The organism is Thermotoga sp. Mc24, from assembly GCF_000784835.1.
In the GTDB taxonomy this organism is placed as follows: domain Bacteria; phylum Thermotogota; class Thermotogae; order Thermotogales; family Thermotogaceae; genus Thermotoga.
This window is the reverse complement of record NZ_JSFH01000004.1, coordinates 77,890-93,405: the sequence shown is the minus strand read 5'-3', so window position 1 is coordinate 93,405 and position 15,516 is coordinate 77,890. Positions and strand designations below refer to the sequence as shown.

Below are 15,516 nucleotides of genomic sequence, written 5' to 3'. Positions count from 1 at the left end.
CACTAAAAATATTATCATAACTCTCTGGGAACGTCAAGTGGGGTGTACAATGCATGAGTTTTGGTGACATTAAACGATCAGCTGATCTTCTCTGTTGAAGAAAGCTTTGTATCCCAGATAGAGAAACACACTCACACTGATCGTGACTCCACCAAGTATTCCAAGCATTATTGCGATCTGATACTTTATCGCAGTGATCGGAGATGTTCCAGAGAGGATCTGTCCCGTCATCATGCCGGGGAGAAACACGATGCCCATACCAATCATGGAGTTGAGTGTTGGTAGTATCGCCGAATCGAACGCCTTGTCACTGAACATTCTCACGGCATCTTTTGGTCTTGCACCCAACATCAAAGCCATTTCCACGATATTTTTTTGAACCGTTATTGACTCGGAAAGGGCTTTCACTCCGAGTGAAACACCGGTCATGGAGTTTCCGATGATCATACCCGCAAGGGGAATCACGTACCTTGGATCGAACCAGGGAGAGATTTTGACCACCACGTACAGAAAGTAAACAAGGCTGAGAAGCGTTCCCGTACTCACAGAGATCGCTATGAAGAATTCCAAACGTTTTTTTACCCTCGCTGGAAGAGAAAGCCTTGCTCTTTTGTAAACATTGTAGATGGCGAAGATCTCCATAACGAGAACTGCCAGGATCGTGTAAAGTGGTGAAGGATGATCGAGGATGTAACTCAGGACAAACCCTGCCAACACCAGTTGAAAGGTCATTCTGATGGATGCCACCAGAACTTCTTTTTCTCGCGGTATCCTTCTTATTCTCAGTATGAACATCAAAGCAACAACAAAAACATAGGCACTCAAAAGCTGTATCAGGCTGATATCAACTGGTCCCATCACAAAACCCTCCCGTTTTTGAGTTCGATCAACACATCAGCGAATTTTTTCAATTCCGGGTTATGAGTCACCACGACAAGCGTCTTCCCCTGATTTTTTGCAAAATCGGACACCTTTTTGATGATTTCAATACCGGTTTTCTCATCCAGAGAGGAAGTGGGTTCATCGAGGAGCAGCACCTCAGGATCCATGAGAAGAACCCTTGCCAGAGCGAGTCGCTGTTTTTCGCCTCCGGAGAATTTTTCTGGATCATCGTTCAGGTCTTTTTCGAGCATAACGAACTTTAAGATGTTTCTCAACTCTTCATCGTGTGGTATCTTTTTTCTAGAAAATTTCAAGCCTAAGATAAGATTTTCCTTCACGTTTCCGGGAAACACAACAGGAAACTGAGGAAGCATCACCACTTTCCGTCTGAGTTCAACCGAATCGATCTCTTTCAATGGTGTACCTTTGAAGAAAATCTCTCCACTATCCGGTGAAATAAGTTTGTTCAGCATCTTTAGAAGAGTTGTTTTTCCTGTGCCGCTCTTTCCTGTAATAACGGTAATTTTTCGAGCCGGTATGTGGAGTTCTTCAATGTTTAATATGTCCTTGTATTTCACATTCTTTAAAACAAACACGATTTTTCCTCCCCTTGAATATTCCTGAATATGTTGCTATAATAAATGGCAGGTGGAGAGGTGGCCGAGCGGCCTAAGGCGCTTGCCTGCTAAGCAAGTGTGGGGGTTTCCCCACCGTGGGTTCGAATCCCACCCTCTCCGCCAGTTTTTTATATATGTGCCCGTAGCTCAGTTGGATAGAGCGCCAGACTGCGGATCTGGAGGTTGGGGGTTCGAATCCCCCCGGGCACGCCATCTTTTTTCAAGGATCTCCCACACTATTCCGTATCTATAACCTTTGGTGCTCACCGTCATCTTCGGCGAATATTTTCTCAAAAGAGCAATGGTCACGATTCCTCCCGCGAGTATTGTTTTCTCCCTTCCTTCAGGAAGTACTTTCAGATTCTTCACGTCTTCAAAGCTCATCCTTTTGATCTTGGCCACGAGTTTTTCAACCTCTTCTAATTTTAAAACGCTTCCGTGAAGAATTTCCAGGTTCCAATTTCCTTTCATCAACGCGGCGAGTGCGACAAAACTTCCTCCAACTCCAAAAAGCTCGTCCTTTTTTACCTCAGGAAGTCGCTTCATCACGTATTCAACTATTCCGTCCACCGATTCGATGTATGGAAGCGTCAAGGAAAAAGTGCGATTCAGTACATGTGTTCCAAGTTCTAAACTGACGTATCCGTCTTTCCAGGCGAGTTCGAGGCTACCTCCACCGAGATCAGCCACCATGATATCCCTTTTCCCGAAATCTTTCGCCACAGAAATATAAGAGTAGTATGCTTCTTTTTCTTCCGGTAAAATTTCTCCCCTACCCCCTGTTATCTCCTGGAAGATGTCGGGATGCTTTCTGAAAAATGCCGTTCCAAATACGTGAAGTTTAGCCCCCATTTTTTCAGCTTTTTCCGCGCATTCTTTGAACACTTCTTTCGCCTTCTCGAGGCTTCCAGAGGCTATTCCGACTTCGTGGACCTCTTCGAGAATGGTCTCTCCCTTCTCCGAAACGACAAGAAGAATGAAGGAGTTGCTCCCCATGTCCAATACCGCGACCATTTCCTCACCTCCTGATGTTAGAATATTCCTGGGAGGTGAAAACGTGAGTGTGCAGCTTGAAGTTGTGGATGTGTCCATTCCTGAAAATGCCAATATTATTCTGGGACATTCTCATTTTATCAAGACGGTTGAGGATCTGTACGAGGTGATAGTGACAACTAATCCGAATCTCAGGTTCGGTATAGCTTTCAACGAAGCGAGTGGACCATGTCTCATCAGGTACGAAGGAAACGACGAGGAGCTGGTGAATCAGGCGATCGAGACGGCAAAGAAAATAGGTGCCGGTCACACCTTTGTGATCTACATAAGAGGTGGTTACCCCATCAACATTCTGAATCAGATCAAAAGTGTTCAAGAGGTATGCAGGATATACACGGCAACGGCGAATCCTTTACAGGTGATCGTGGCTATCACTCCCCAGGGAAGAGCGGTACTCGGAGTGGTTGACGGGTACTCACCCAAGGGTGTGGAAGGTGAGGAGGACAAAAAGAAAAGACACGCGTTTCTCAGGGAGATCACAAAGTACAAAAAATGATCCCCCGCTCATGCGGGGGCTTTGTTTTTCCTTTTCTCTACTTGCTTTCTGAGTCTGCAGAAGGAACACACTTCTGCCGTCGTTGGATAACCACACTCTTTACATTCTCTGAGTCCTTCCACTTCGAGTTTCGGCTCTTTCTTTCTTTTCAAAAACCCAAGATAGAAATTCAGTGTGATTCCTGGTTGTTCTTCTTCGAGCTCCCGCAGGATCTTCTTGTATACGAGTGAAGTCGCTCCCACGGAGAATGGACAGGCCATTTCGAGGTGTGGTATCTCGTTCAGGGTTGCGTACAGTTTTATATCTTCTTCGTAGTTCAAAACGAGTGGTTTGGCTTTTGGAACGAGTTTTTCATGGGTTTTCGGAAGGAGCGGCCACTGCCTCTCCATATATCCTTCCTGCCAGTGAAGGATATTCCCCAGCAAAACAGACGCTTCATCGTTCAGGTTGTGCCCCGTGACCACCACGTCGTAGCCGTTTTCGTAGGCGAATTTGTTCATCAGATACCTTCTCACGACTCCACAAATAGAACAAACAGGTCTCCTCAACATGATGGAGATTTCCTGAGTGGAAAGGCCTTCGAAGTATTCCGTCGCATCGACTATGTGAAGTTTGGTGTTGAGAAGCTCTGCGTTTTTTTCAACGATTTCCTGGGCTTTTTGGACCATTCCGCTTTTTCCAGCTCTGATGAACAGTGCGTCCACCTCGTGGCCGAGTTTTTTCAGCATGTGCCACAGGGAAACGCTGTCCTTTCCTCCGGAGACGGCTATCAATATTTTCGAATTTCTGTCAAACATTTTGAACTTTTTTACGGCTTTCTCCACCCTCTGTTCTATGAATTCGTTGAAATGCTCTTTGCAGAGCTTTATGTTGTAGTGTCTCAATTTAACCGAAGCGGGTTTTCCACACTTTGTACACTTCATTTTTTCCCTCCTTTCAAGGAAAGTGTCGTTTAAATTCGGTTCGATTAAATTGTATCACGGATATTTCACCGGCTGTAAATCCGTACGAGAAATTAAATTCGGTGAATCTAATTGTTACCTTTTGCTTTCCTTCCAGGCAAATTTTGAACATTTTTGAAAGGTGTTATGTCCATAAGGGTGATATAATGAAATTGGAAGACCCGGAGGTGATACTATGTTTGATAAGTTCTCGGAAAAGACAGCCCAGATATTCGTAACAGCCCAGGAGGAGGCAAAAGAACTCGGGCATTCGTACGTCGGAACAGAGCATCTTCTGCTTGCAATCTTGAAAGTAGATAGAGGACCCGTCGTCGAACTCCTGGAGGAAATGGGCGCTTCGTACTCTAAGGTGAGATCGGAGATCATCTCCATGGTTGGTATGGGGATGAGGGGTTTCGTCCCCTCTCCACAGATGACTCCAAGAGCCAAGAGAGTGACCGAACTCGCATACGAAGAGGCGAAGATCCTTGGAAGTGACAAGATAAACCCGGAACATCTTCTCCTTGGTATCCTGAGAGAGGGAGAAGGGATAGCTATCCATATCTTGAGAAAACTCGGAGTAGACATCGCCACTCTGAGAAGAGAGATCATTGATATCTACTCCTACTCTTCGAACAAAAGTCTGGAATATGAAGAAGAAGAGGATTACACTTACAGAAGTGTGAAACAACTTGAAGGCTTCGGTGTGAACCTCACGGAACTTGCAGCCAAGAAAGAACTCGACCCAGTTATTGGAAGGGAAGAAGAGATAGAAAGAGTGATGCAGGTTCTTGTCAGAAGGAAGAAAAACAATCCTGTTCTCATAGGAGATCCCGGGGTTGGAAAAACGGCGATAGTTGAAGGTCTGGCTCAGAGAATAGTCACTGGAGATGTGCCTGAAATCTTGAAAAACAAGGTGATCTTCTCTCTTGACGTGGCAGCGCTGGTTGCAGGAACCAAGTACAGAGGTGAATTCGAAAAGAGGATGAAAAAACTTCTCCAGATTGTAACCAAGGATAAGAACATCATCCTCTTCATAGACGAGATACACACCATAGTGGGTGCTGGATCGGCTGAGGGAGCGATCGATGCCGCGAACATTTTGAAACCCGCTCTCGCACGTGGAGAGATAAGTTGTATAGGTGCTACCACACCAGATGAGTATAGAAAGTACATTGAAAAAGATGCTGCTCTGGAGAGAAGGTTTCAGAAGATATATGTGAAAGAACCAACCGAAGAAGAAACACTCGAAATACTGAAAGGTTTGAAGAGAAAATACGAGTCGCATCATAAGGTGATTTATACCGACAAGGCTCTGGAGGCGGCCGTTTATCTTTCCAAGAGATACATAACCGACCACTATTTACCGGATAAGGCGATCGATGTGATAGACGAAGCAGGTGCCAGAGCGAGGTTGAAGGTTTTCGTGCTTCCTCCAGAACTGAAGAGTATGAAATTAGAACTAGAGAGGATAAGGAGTGATAAGGAGCTCGCTGTTCTGAATCAGGATTATGAAAAAGCGGCCCAACTGAAAGAAGAGGAAATGGAGCTGGAAGCGGAATATAGAAAGAGGTACGCGGAATGGAGAAGACACGCGGAAACGGCCGTAGTGAGGGTAGACGTGGATGATGTGGCTGAGGTGGTGTCTTCCTGGACGGGTGTACCTCTCAAAAAGATCGAGGAAACGGAAGTCGAAAAGCTCCTCAATCTCGAGGAGGCTCTCCACCAGAGAATTGTTGCTCAGGACGAAGCTATAAAAGCCGTAGCCAGGGCCATAAGAAGAGCAAGAAGCGGTCTGAAAGATCCAAGAAGACCGATAGGTGTGTTCTTGTTCCTCGGTCCAACGGGTGTTGGAAAGACAGAACTCGCAAAAGCACTCGCAGAGTATCTGTTTGGGGATGAAAGGGCTCTCATCAGGTTCGATATGAGTGAATACATGGAGAGGTTCTCCGTTTCAAGACTCATAGGTGCTCCTCCGGGATACGTTGGTTACGAAGAGGGAGGAACTCTCACGGAGAAAGTGAGAAGAAGGCCGTTCTCGGTGATCCTGTTCGACGAAATAGAGAAGGCGCATCCAGATGTATTCAACATACTGCTCCAGATAATGGACGACGGAAGACTCACGGATTCTCAGGGACGTGAAGTCGATTTCAGGAATACGATCATCATAATGACCAGCAACATCGGAAGTTCTTACATCAACAAATCCAAGAGAACACTCGGGTTTGTGGGTGACAACAACGAGGAGAAAGAATTCGAGAAAATAAAGGATCTCGTTCTGGAAGAGGTGAAAAGAACGTTCAGACCCGAGTTCCTGAACAGGATCGATGAAACAATTATCTTCCATCCATTGAATAAAGAACACATCGAGCAGATCATCGATATACTCTTGAGAGATCTAAGGAAGAGACTCTCGGAGAAGAACATGAAGCTTGTACTGACAAAGAGTGCAAAGGAGTTCTTGGTTGAAAAGGGATTCGATCCGGTTTACGGAGCAAGACCTCTGAAGAGAGCTATACAGAGATACGTGGAAGATCCTCTCTCCGAGGAAATTTTAAGAGGCAAGTTCAACGAAGGAGATACGATTGTCTGTAGTGCACGCAAAGATGCTCTCCGATTCACCAGAAAGGGTGAAAAGAAAGAGAAGGTGGTTCAGTGAAGAAGTTCATCTGTTCCAACTGTGGCTACGTTTCTCCAAAATGGTTCGGAAAATGCCCTCAGTGCGGTGAATACGATACGGCAGAAGAAGTGATTCAAAAGAGGAAAAACAGGGAGGGAAACCCCTCCCTGTTTTTAAATTTAGAAGACGCTGGAGAAATTTCCCTTGAAAGGTTATCCACAGGTTTTTCAGAACTGGACAGGGCTTTCAGGGGAGGAATTGTCCCCGGACAGGTGATCCTGCTCTCTGGTGAACCCGGGATAGGAAAAAGTACGATAGCGCTTCAGATCGCCGAAAAGTTCGCTGAAAGGGGACTGGTTGTTTACGTTTCTGGTGAAGAATCCCCCCAGCAGTTGAAATTGAGAGCGGACAGGCTCCTGATGAAAAGGAAAAAAAACATCCTTTTGACCTTAGAGAACGACATCGATGAAATAATATCCTCTCTGAGAAATGAAAGAGTGAGTTTCATGGTGGTTGACTCCATTCAAACGGTTTTTTCCTCAGACCTTGGAAGCAGCCCCGGAAGTATCTCTCAGGTGAAAAACGTGACGATGAAAACAATTGACTTTGCAAAGAAAAGAGGTGTGCCGGTTCTCTTAGTGGGACATGTGACAAAAGAGGGGGAAATAGCAGGACCGAAACTGGTGGAACACATGGTGGACACTGTAGCATATTTTGAGGGAGACAGGCGTACAGGATTGAGACTCTTGAAGATCACAAAGAACAGATTCGGACCTTCCGACGAAGTGGCGGTCTTTGAGCTCAAAGAAAACGGTTTCGTCCAGGTGGAGAATCCTTCCTTTACGGAAGGAGATACAGACCTTCCAGGAAACGTCCTCACGTGTGTCTTTGAAGGCACAAAACCCTTTGTTGTACAGATACAGGCACTCGTCTCCAAAAACAGAACGTTTTCTCCCAAGAGGGTGTGTAAAGGTGTAGATGTGAACAGGGTGATACTTCTGATTGCCGTGATCAGCAAATATCTGAGGCTTCCCATAGAAACGCACGATGTTTATGTCAACGTTGTGGGGGGACTCAGGATAACGGATCCTGCGGCGGATCTCGCGATAGCTCTTTCCATTGTGTCTTCCTATCTGGAAGTTTCTCTACACGATACGGCGGCCGTTGGTGAAATTGGTTTGGATGGAAGGGTGAGAAAGGTTTACAATATTAATAGAAGATTGAACTCTTTGAAGAATTCGGGGAGGATAATAGTTCCTCCGATCGAAGAAGAGAAAAAAGGAGTTTTTGTAGTGCGCGACCTCAAGGAGGCCGTCTTTATAATTGGGGGTGAAATCCTTGGTTCCCCAGGAATTGATTGAAAAAATAAAGCTCATATCACCAGGGACAGAGTTGAGGAAAGCGCTGGATGACATAATCAATGCTAATTTTGGTGCGCTTATTTTTCTTGTTGATGATCCAAAAAAATACGAGGATATCATTCAAGGAGGATTCTGGCTGGACACCGATTTCTCTGCGGAGAAACTGTACGAGCTTTCAAAAATGGATGGTGCGATAGTTCTCTCTGAGGATATTACAAAGATATACTACGCGAATGTTCATCTCGTACCGGACCCCACGATACCGACCGGAGAAACCGGTACAAGACACAGAACAGCGGAAAGGTTGGCGAAACAAACGGGGAAAGTCGTGATAGCAGTTTCGAGGAGGAGAAATATCATATCGCTCTATTATAAAAATTACAAATACGTTGTGAATCAGGTAGATTTTCTCATATCGAAAGTGACACAAGCGATCAGCACTTTGGAAAAATACAAAGATAACTTCAACAAACTTCTTTCGGAACTTGAAGTTCTGGAACTGGAAAACAGGGTCACTCTCGCTGACGTGGTGAGAACACTGGCAAAGGGGTTCGAGCTTTTGAGGATAGTAGAGGAGATGAGACCCTACATAGTAGAGCTCGGCGAGGAAGGAAGACTCGCAAGAATGCAGCTCAGGGAGTTGACGGAAGACGTGGACGATCTTCTAGTTCTTCTCGTAATGGATTACTCTTCTGAAGAGGTGGATGAAGAGGCGGCGCAAGACATCATGCAGGACTTTGTTAAGAAAAGAGATCCCTCTCCCATTTCAATTTCGAGGGCCCTGGGATACGATGTACAGCAAGTTGCACAGTTGGATGATGTGCTCGTTTCCGCGAGAGGTTACAGGCTCCTCAAAACCGTCGCGAGAATTCCGCTCAGCATTGGATACAACGTGGTTAGAATGTTCAAAACGCTCGATCAGATCAGTAAAGCCTCTGTTGAGGACTTGAAGAAGGTCGAGGGAATAGGAGAGAAAAGAGCGCGGGCCATTTCAGAAAGTATCAGTTCCTTGAAGCATAGAAAAACTTCCGAGTAGTTGTGGTAATATATCCCAATGAGGGGGTCTTTTTAAAAATAATTTGAGAAATTTATCACAAAATAGTGAAACCAATCCTGTGAGGAGGTGCTTTGCCTTGGCGGACGTGACGGTTGTTATAAATGGTAGAACGCTTACAGTACCTGATAACCTGACGGTCATCGAAGCCTGTGAGAAGGCAGGAATAGAGATTCCAGCTCTGTGTCATCATCCAAGGCTCGGGGAATCAATAGGTGCGTGTAGAGTCTGTGTCGTTGAGGTGGAAGGGGCGAGAAACCTCCAGCCTGCGTGTGTGACAAAAGTGAGAGATGGCATGGTGATAAAGACCTCCTCTGACAGGGTGAAAACGGCCAGGAAGTTCAACCTTGCATTGCTTCTCTCCGAACACCCCAACGACTGTATGACATGTGAAGCGAACGGAAGGTGTGAGTTCCAGGATCTGATCTATAAGTACGACGTGGAACCCATTTTCGGATACGGTACTAAAGAAGGACTGATCGACAGAAGCAGCCCTGCCATAGTCAGAGATCTTTCCAAGTGTGTCAAGTGTCAGCGCTGTGTGAGGGTTTGCTCTGAAATTCAGGGAGTAAACATCTATTCTATGGTAGAAAGGGGTTATAGAACTTATCCCGGTACACCTTTCGACATGCCCGTATACGAAACAGATTGTATAGGCTGTGGTCAGTGTGCCGCGTTCTGTCCAACGGGTGCTATAGTCGAAAATTCGTCGGTGAAGGTTGTCCTGGAGGAACTGGAAAAGAAGGAAAAGATCCTCGTTGTTCAAACCGCACCCTCGGTGAGGGTGGCGATTGGTGAGGAATTTGGATACGCTCCCGGCACCATCTCCACTGGCCAGCTCGTAGCCGCTCTCAGAAGGCTCGGATTCGATTACGTTTTTGACACGAACTTTGGGGCAGACCTCACCATAATGGAAGAAGGAAGTGAATTTCTCGAAAGACTTGAAAAAGGAGATCTTGAAGATCTCCCCATGTTCACTTCCTGCTGCCCGGGCTGGGTGAACCTTGTGGAGAAGGCCTATCCCGAGCTCAGAACGAGGCTTTCCTCTGCCAAGTCACCCCAAGGTATGCTTTCTGCTCTGGTGAAAACCTACTTCGCAGAAAAACTCGGAGTGAAACCGGAGGACATTTTCCACGTATCCATCATGCCCTGTACAGCGAAGAAGGACGAGGCATTGAGAAAGCAGCTCATGGTGAACGGTGTTCCTGCGGTGGATGTTGTTCTCACCACGAGGGAACTTGGAAAGCTCATAAGGATGAAGAAGATACCGTTTGCGAACCTTCCCGAAGAAGAATACGACGCACCGCTTGGAATCTCCACGGGAGCGGCGGTGCTCTTCGGTGTTACAGGTGGAGTGATGGAGGCTGCCCTGAGAACCGCGTACGAACTCAAGACGGGAAAGACACTACCGAAGATAGTCTTTGAAGAAGTGAGAGGACTCAAAGGTGTCAGGGAAGCCGAAATAGATCTGGACGGCAAGAAGATAAGGATCGCTGTGGTTCACGGTACGGCCAATGCAAGAAATCTGGTGGAGAAGATTCTGAGAAGAGAGGTAAAGTATCACTTTGTTGAAGTGATGGCGTGTCCCGGTGGATGTATCGGAGGCGGAGGCCAACCTTACAGCAGAGATCCGGAGATCCTCAGAAAGAGGGCAGAAGCCATCTACACCATCGACGAAAGAATGGTTTTGAGGAAATCCCACGAAAACCCTGCCATAAAGAAGCTGTACGAAGAGTACCTCGAACATCCGCTCAGTCACAAAGCTCATGAACTGCTTCACACCTATTACGAAGACAGGTCGAGGAAGAAAAGACTTGCGGTAAAATAAACAGGGAGGGGAAATCCTCCCTTTCTTTTTTAGGAGGTGATTAGATGAAGAAAGTAACGGTTGTGGTTTTGCTCCTGACGATATCCATTCTTTTCGGGGAAACACTTTTGAATCCTTTCGGACCCGCACTGATACCCGTTGTTCCTATCATGGACGGGAAGATACCGGCGGATGTGAAGATCGAAATCTGGAAAAATCCGGAGGAAGCGGTTGCGAGGATAGTTTCAAAAGAGGTTGATTTTGCTGTTCTTCCCGTGACCGTTGGTGCGAATCTCTACGGGAAGGGAATAAGGATAAAACTCGTGGGTGTACACGAGTGGAAGGTGTTCTATCTTGTTGCATCCGACGATGCTACCTTCGATGGATGGAGGAGTCTACGAGGGCAGGAAGTTTATACACCTCACGGAAGAGGACAGACGGTGGATGTTCTGCTGAGATATTTTCTATCGAAAGCAGGACTCACTCCCGACAGGGATGTGAAGATACTCTACGCACCTCCCCAGGAAATAGTCGCACTCTTCAAATCAGGAAAAGTGAAGTACGCTGCTCTTCCTGAACCATTTGTTTCCATGTGTCTTGACAGAGGAAGGGTAGTGCTCGATTTTCAGAAAGAGTGGGGAAAGGAACTGGGAGTACCCGGTAGAATACCAATTGCCGGTCTGTTCGTGAGAGAAGGCGTGGACGTAGAAGCTGTTGAAAAAGTCGAGAAAACTCTCGTAGACTCCATCAAATGGATGAAAGAAAATCTCGATGAAACCGTTCAGCTTTCTTCTGAAAAGTTAGGTATCCCTGCAGGGATTCTGAAATCGTCACTTGAGAGGATAGAATTCGAATACGTACGCGTTGAAGAGTGCAGGGAAGAAGTTGCGACCTTTCTGAAAAAGCTGAACGAACTCTATCCCGAAGGTCTTGAAAAAGTACCGGACGAAGGATTCTATTGGAAATGAGAGTGGTTTTTGGGATACTTCTTGTTTTGATAGCGTGGTACCTCCTGCATTTTCTTTTTCCATCTTCTCTAATATTGCCTGGTCCTGTAGAAACCTTCGAAGTTTTCATTAAAATGTTGAATCGTGAAACCTTCGAGGCCCTTTTGAGCACCCTTCTTAAGGGTCTCGTTTCTACTTTCATCGTTATCGCTGTGGGACTTCCCGTTGGTTTTGTCATGGGTATCAGCGACAGGGTTTATGAATTTCTGCGTCCTTTGATCACGGTGGTGCAGGCGGTACCCGTTGTTTCCTGGCTTGTCGTCGTGATCTTTCTGTGGGGAATAGGCTGGCAAGGGCCTGTCGTCATCTCCTCCCTTTCCCTCATTCCGGTTGCTATCTTCACAACGATTTCTGGGGTCAGAAGTGTAGACAGAAAGCTGTTAGAAGTGATGAAGGTATACAGGATGCCACGGAGGACGATTTTGAAGGAGGTGTATCTTGGTTCGATCTGGCCGTTCGTTCTCTCGATTCTGGAGGTGTCCTCTGGAAACGTGTGGAAAGCGGTTGTCATGGGAGAGTACCTTTGTGGTGACAGAGGACTGGGAGTTCTGATATCCTGGGCACGGCAGTACGTGGATGTCCCCCGGGTGTACGCACTCACCATTTTTACTGTGGTTCTGGGGATATCTTTTGAAAGATCTGTGAAGATTCTCGCGAGGAGAGTGTGGAAGAAGTGGAGGTTATCCTGAAGGTAGAAGGATTGAGGAAAGATTTCAACAATGTGAAAGTGATAGAAGACTGGAGTTTCTCTGTTGGTAAGGGTGAGAGGGTGGCTCTTCTTGGGCCGTCTGGCTGTGGAAAAACAACCTTTTTGAGAATTGTATCTGGTCTCGAAGATTTTCAGGGGAAGGTGGAGGTTTTCACGGATAAGATCGGATACGTGTTTCAGGAACCCAGGCTGATTCCATGGAAAACGGTAACGGAGAATTTGATGTTGATCAGAAAAGATCCAGACAGAATAGCATCCCTTCTTGAGAAAGTGGAACTGAAAGGTTTTGAAAATCACTACCCATGGCAACTCAGCGAGGGAATGAAACAAAGGGTGAATTTTGTGAGGGCGCTCCTTGTGGATCCTGAACTCCTCCTTCTCGATGAACCTTTCGACGCACTGGATTTGAAGACGAAGATGAGAGTGATGAACATGCTGATCGATTTGTGGCAAAAGAGGAGATTTTCCATCGTTTTTGTGACACACAACGTGAAAGAAGCGGTTTTTCTGTCAGAAAGGATCTTTCTCCTATCGGGAAGGCCTTCGAAAATACTCGACGAAGTGAAGTTGAAAGAGAAAGCCGGAGATTTCACTGATGATAAGCTGTTCAGGCTGGAAAAGATGGTGATTGAAAGGCTTCTCAGCCTACTTCGATGAGTTTTATCTCTTCCGGGAGTTTTATCTCTTCCACGTCGACTTCCTGAACGTCTTCTCTTGCCCACTCCAGGAGTTTCAAATCTCTGTATAGATCAGCTACTTTGAAACCACTCAAACCGTGTTGCCTCACACCGAAGAACTCTCCAGGGCCTCTTGTTTTCAGGTCGTACTCGGCTATTTTGAACCCATCCGTGTTGAGTGTGAAGAATCTCAACCTCTCCATTGCCTCTTCTCCAACGTCTCCAACAACGAGGAAGCAGTAGGCCTCCTGACCTCCTCTTCCCACCCTTCCTCGAAGCTGGTGGAGCTGAGCGAGGCCGAACCTTTCCGGGTTTTCTATCACCATCACGTTCGCTCTTGGAACGTCTATCCCTACTTCTATAACCGTTGTGGAAACGAGGATGTCGTATCTTCCTTCGGCGAATTCTAACATGACTCTATCCTTTTCCTCCTGAGAGAGCCGTCCGTGCATGAGACCCAGTTTGAACTCCGGAAAGACTTCTTTCGAGAGGTATTCGTACATCTCCACAGCGGACTTCACGTTCAGCTTGTCCGATTCTTCGATGAGCGGATAAACGATGAAGGCCTGTCCTCCCTTCATCACTTCCTGCCTTACGAATTCGTAGACTTCGTTCACTCTATCCATCGGAACGAGCATGGTCTGTACTTCCTTTCTTCCTGGGGGCATCTCATCTATCACTGTCACATCGAGATCTCCATAGAAGGCTAGGGCCATGCTTCTGGGAATGGGAGTGGCACTCATCACCAGTGTGTCCACCATCTTTCCCTTGTTCATGAGAGCTTCCCTCTGTTTCACACCGAAACGGTGCTGTTCGTCGATTATGACCAGTCCCAGGTTCTTGAAATGAACGTCTTCTTGGATCAGTGCGTGTGTTCCTATCACCACGTCTATCTGACCGTTCCTGAGGCCAGACTTTATCTTCTCCTTCTCTGAGGGCGTGGTTGCTCCTATGAGGAGTGCCACATGGATGTTGAATTTAGAAAAACTCTCAATAGTTCTCCTGTAGTGCTGGATCGCGAGGATCGAAGTTGGCACCATGAAGGCCGTCTGAAAGCCTGCTTCGTAGTTATCGAGTATGGCGAGCTGTGCTACGACGGTTTTTCCAGAACCCACGTCTCCTTGAAGGAGTCTGTTCATTGGTTTTTCAGAGATCATATCGTTTCTTATTTCCTGGTGAGCTCTTTTTTGAGCATTTGTCAGCTTGAATGGAAGGGATTTTATGAACTTCTCTGTTAGTTTCCCCTCTATTTTCTTTGGAATTCCTCCGTGCTTTTCCCGCTCTTTTCTGATCTTCTGGAAGGCAAGTTGAAGCACGAAAAGTTCCTCGTAGGCCAGTCTCTCCCGAGCCTTTTGGAGATGATAGAAGGTTTTGGGAAAGTGCATACCGTAGTACGCGTCTTTCACACCAAGCAGTTTTCTTTTCTCAAGGATCCTTTCTGGAAGGGTTTCTTTCAACGAACAGCAAAGTAATGAGATGTTTTCCTCAAAGATCTTTCTCATTTGCTTTTGTGAGATTCCAGAGGTCAGACGGTATATGGGAAGTATCCTTCTTATGTATTCCCCCTCTTTCGGTGTTACCTCGGCGTTGTGAATCTCATACTGACCAGTGTACGGGTTCGATTTCACGGTGCCAGTCACGAAAACTTCTTTTCCAGTGAGCTGTTTCATGTAGTTCTGGAGGTAGTCCTGGTTGAACCATTTCAAGAGGACGTGCACCAAACCGTCAGACAGAACGGCAGTCAAAATGTTCATGTTCTGGAATTTTTTTGTCTCGACACTCACGATCTTTCCCTGAGTTGTCACCTTTTCACCGGGAAGGAGATCGTTCAGTTTGAATATCTTTCTTCTGTCTTCGTAATCCCTCGGAAAAAATTCGAGGAGGTCTCTCAGAGTTTCTATTCCGAGTTTTTTTAGTTTCTTCTTTCTGTTGGGACCTACTCCTTTTGCGTACTGGATATCCGTTGAGAGATCAACTTCTTCTCCAGAACACTCCAGATAGTCTATGAGAAACCAGCTTCTCAATTTTTCTATCATTTCCAGGGATTTCTGAATTCTGTACCGTTTTCTTGCTTCCGGAAGGTTGGGAATTTCTTTCACGTAATCGAGAAAAGCCTGAAGTTTCTCCTCAAGTTCTTTGTTTTCCAACAAAGGATCATCCAGCTCCTTCAGGAGCTGGTGAATTCTCTGTATATTAACCTGATTCTTAAGCAGTTTTTCGACTTCGTTGAGGAATTCTTCTAACAGTATCGGCAACGCTTCACCCCACAAGAAAAGAAAGGATGTAAAGTAT

The 15,516-nt window shown here is 46.2% G+C and carries 12 protein-coding genes, 2 tRNA genes and 1 pseudogene; 10 read left to right on the top strand and 5 right to left on the bottom strand.

Features of this window, described 5'->3' with window-relative positions; translation table 11 throughout:
- Positions 1 to 69: 69 nt before the first annotated feature.
- Both MC24_RS01205 and MC24_RS01200 read right to left on the bottom strand, forming a co-directional pair.
- A complete protein-coding gene (locus MC24_RS01205) occupies positions 70 to 858 on the bottom strand; it encodes an ABC transporter permease (RefSeq protein ID WP_038051818.1) in 789 nt (262 codons plus the stop codon).
- Positions 858 to 1,478 (bottom strand): ABC transporter ATP-binding protein, encoded by a 621-nt coding sequence (locus MC24_RS01200; protein ID WP_038051815.1) that lies wholly within the window; start codon positions 1,476 to 1,478, stop codon positions 858 to 860. The genes MC24_RS01205 and MC24_RS01200 overlap by 1 nt, the downstream gene beginning before the upstream one ends.
- A gap of 54 nt (positions 1,479 to 1,532) precedes the next feature.
- Between MC24_RS01200 and MC24_RS01195 the strand changes: the two genes are divergently transcribed.
- Positions 1,533 to 1,622, top strand: a tRNA-Ser gene (locus MC24_RS01195).
- A 13-nt stretch (positions 1,623 to 1,635) separates the two neighbouring features.
- Positions 1,636 to 1,712, top strand: a tRNA-Arg gene (locus MC24_RS01190).
- 15 nt (positions 1,713 to 1,727) lie between these two features.
- Here MC24_RS01190 and MC24_RS10020 read toward each other — a convergent pair.
- Positions 1,728 to 2,495, bottom strand: a pseudogene (locus tag MC24_RS10020) (Ppx/GppA phosphatase family protein); the annotation flags it as partial.
- A 61-nt stretch (positions 2,496 to 2,556) separates the two neighbouring features.
- Here MC24_RS10020 and MC24_RS01175 point away from each other — a divergent pair.
- A complete protein-coding gene (locus MC24_RS01175; protein WP_012896170.1) occupies positions 2,557 to 3,048 on the top strand; it encodes an adenosine-specific kinase in 492 nt (163 codons plus the stop codon).
- An 8-nt stretch (positions 3,049 to 3,056) separates the two neighbouring features.
- Here the strand turns inward: MC24_RS01175 and ttuA are convergent, their stop codons facing one another.
- Positions 3,057 to 3,971 (bottom strand): tRNA-5-methyluridine(54) 2-sulfurtransferase, encoded by a 915-nt coding sequence (gene ttuA, locus MC24_RS01170; RefSeq protein ID WP_038051806.1) that lies wholly within the window; start codon positions 3,969 to 3,971, stop codon positions 3,057 to 3,059.
- 214 nt (positions 3,972 to 4,185) lie between these two features.
- On the opposite strand from ttuA, the gene MC24_RS01165 reads away from it, so the two are divergent.
- From MC24_RS01165 to MC24_RS01135, 7 genes are all read left to right on the top strand, one after another.
- The gene (locus MC24_RS01165) at positions 4,186 to 6,648 is read left to right on the top strand and encodes an ATP-dependent Clp protease ATP-binding subunit (RefSeq protein ID WP_038051803.1); all 2,463 of its coding nucleotides are present in this window, start codon (positions 4,186 to 4,188) and stop codon (positions 6,646 to 6,648) included.
- Positions 6,645 to 7,970 carry a DNA repair protein RadA gene (gene radA, locus MC24_RS01160; protein WP_038051800.1) on the top strand — a complete coding sequence of 442 codons (1,326 nt, stop codon included), beginning with the start codon at positions 6,645 to 6,647 and terminating at the stop codon, positions 7,968 to 7,970. Before MC24_RS01165 ends, radA begins: the two co-directional genes overlap by 4 nt.
- Positions 7,948 to 9,006: a DNA integrity scanning diadenylate cyclase DisA gene (gene disA, locus MC24_RS01155; RefSeq protein ID WP_038051797.1), complete on the top strand. Its 1,059-nt coding sequence runs from the start codon at positions 7,948 to 7,950 to the stop codon at positions 9,004 to 9,006. Before radA ends, disA begins: the two co-directional genes overlap by 23 nt.
- 97 nt (positions 9,007 to 9,103) lie before the next feature.
- The gene (locus MC24_RS01150) at positions 9,104 to 10,852 is read left to right on the top strand and encodes an NADH-dependent [FeFe] hydrogenase, group A6 (protein ID WP_038051794.1); all 1,749 of its coding nucleotides are present in this window, start codon (positions 9,104 to 9,106) and stop codon (positions 10,850 to 10,852) included.
- 44 nt (positions 10,853 to 10,896) lie between these two features.
- Positions 10,897 to 11,799, top strand: coding sequence for an ABC transporter substrate-binding protein (locus tag MC24_RS01145; protein WP_038051791.1), 903 nt, complete (start codon positions 10,897 to 10,899; stop codon positions 11,797 to 11,799).
- Positions 11,796 to 12,527, top strand: a complete 732-nt coding sequence (locus tag MC24_RS01140; protein WP_012896177.1) for an ABC transporter permease — start codon at positions 11,796 to 11,798, stop codon at positions 12,525 to 12,527. The genes MC24_RS01145 and MC24_RS01140 overlap by 4 nt, the downstream gene beginning before the upstream one ends.
- Positions 12,512 to 13,204, top strand: coding sequence for an ABC transporter ATP-binding protein (locus tag MC24_RS01135; protein ID WP_200883236.1), 693 nt, complete (start codon positions 12,512 to 12,514; stop codon positions 13,202 to 13,204). Before MC24_RS01140 ends, MC24_RS01135 begins: the two co-directional genes overlap by 16 nt.
- On the opposite strand, the gene recG is transcribed toward MC24_RS01135, so the two are convergent.
- Entirely contained in the window at positions 13,188 to 15,479 is a 2,292-nt protein-coding gene (recG, locus tag MC24_RS01130; protein WP_038051784.1) for an ATP-dependent DNA helicase RecG, read from the bottom strand. The two genes, MC24_RS01135 and recG, sit on opposite strands and share 17 nt — an antisense overlap.
- Positions 15,480 to 15,516: the final 37 nt, after the last annotated feature.

Bases quoted from the DNA above. Each gene is read 5' to 3' on its own strand.
- MC24_RS01205 (WP_038051818.1), bottom strand. From the start codon at position 858: ATGGGACCAGTTGATATCAGCCTGATACAGCTTTTGAGTGCCTATGTT.
- ttuA (WP_038051806.1), bottom strand. From the start codon at position 3,971: ATGAAGTGTACAAAGTGTGGAAAACCCGCTTCGGTTAAATTGAGACAC.
- MC24_RS01165 (WP_038051803.1), top strand. From the start codon at position 4,186: ATGTTTGATAAGTTCTCGGAAAAGACAGCCCAGATATTCGTAACAGCC.
- MC24_RS01145 (WP_038051791.1), top strand. From the start codon at position 10,897: ATGAAGAAAGTAACGGTTGTGGTTTTGCTCCTGACGATATCCATTCTT.
- MC24_RS01140 (WP_012896177.1), top strand. From the start codon at position 11,796: ATGAGAGTGGTTTTTGGGATACTTCTTGTTTTGATAGCGTGGTACCTC.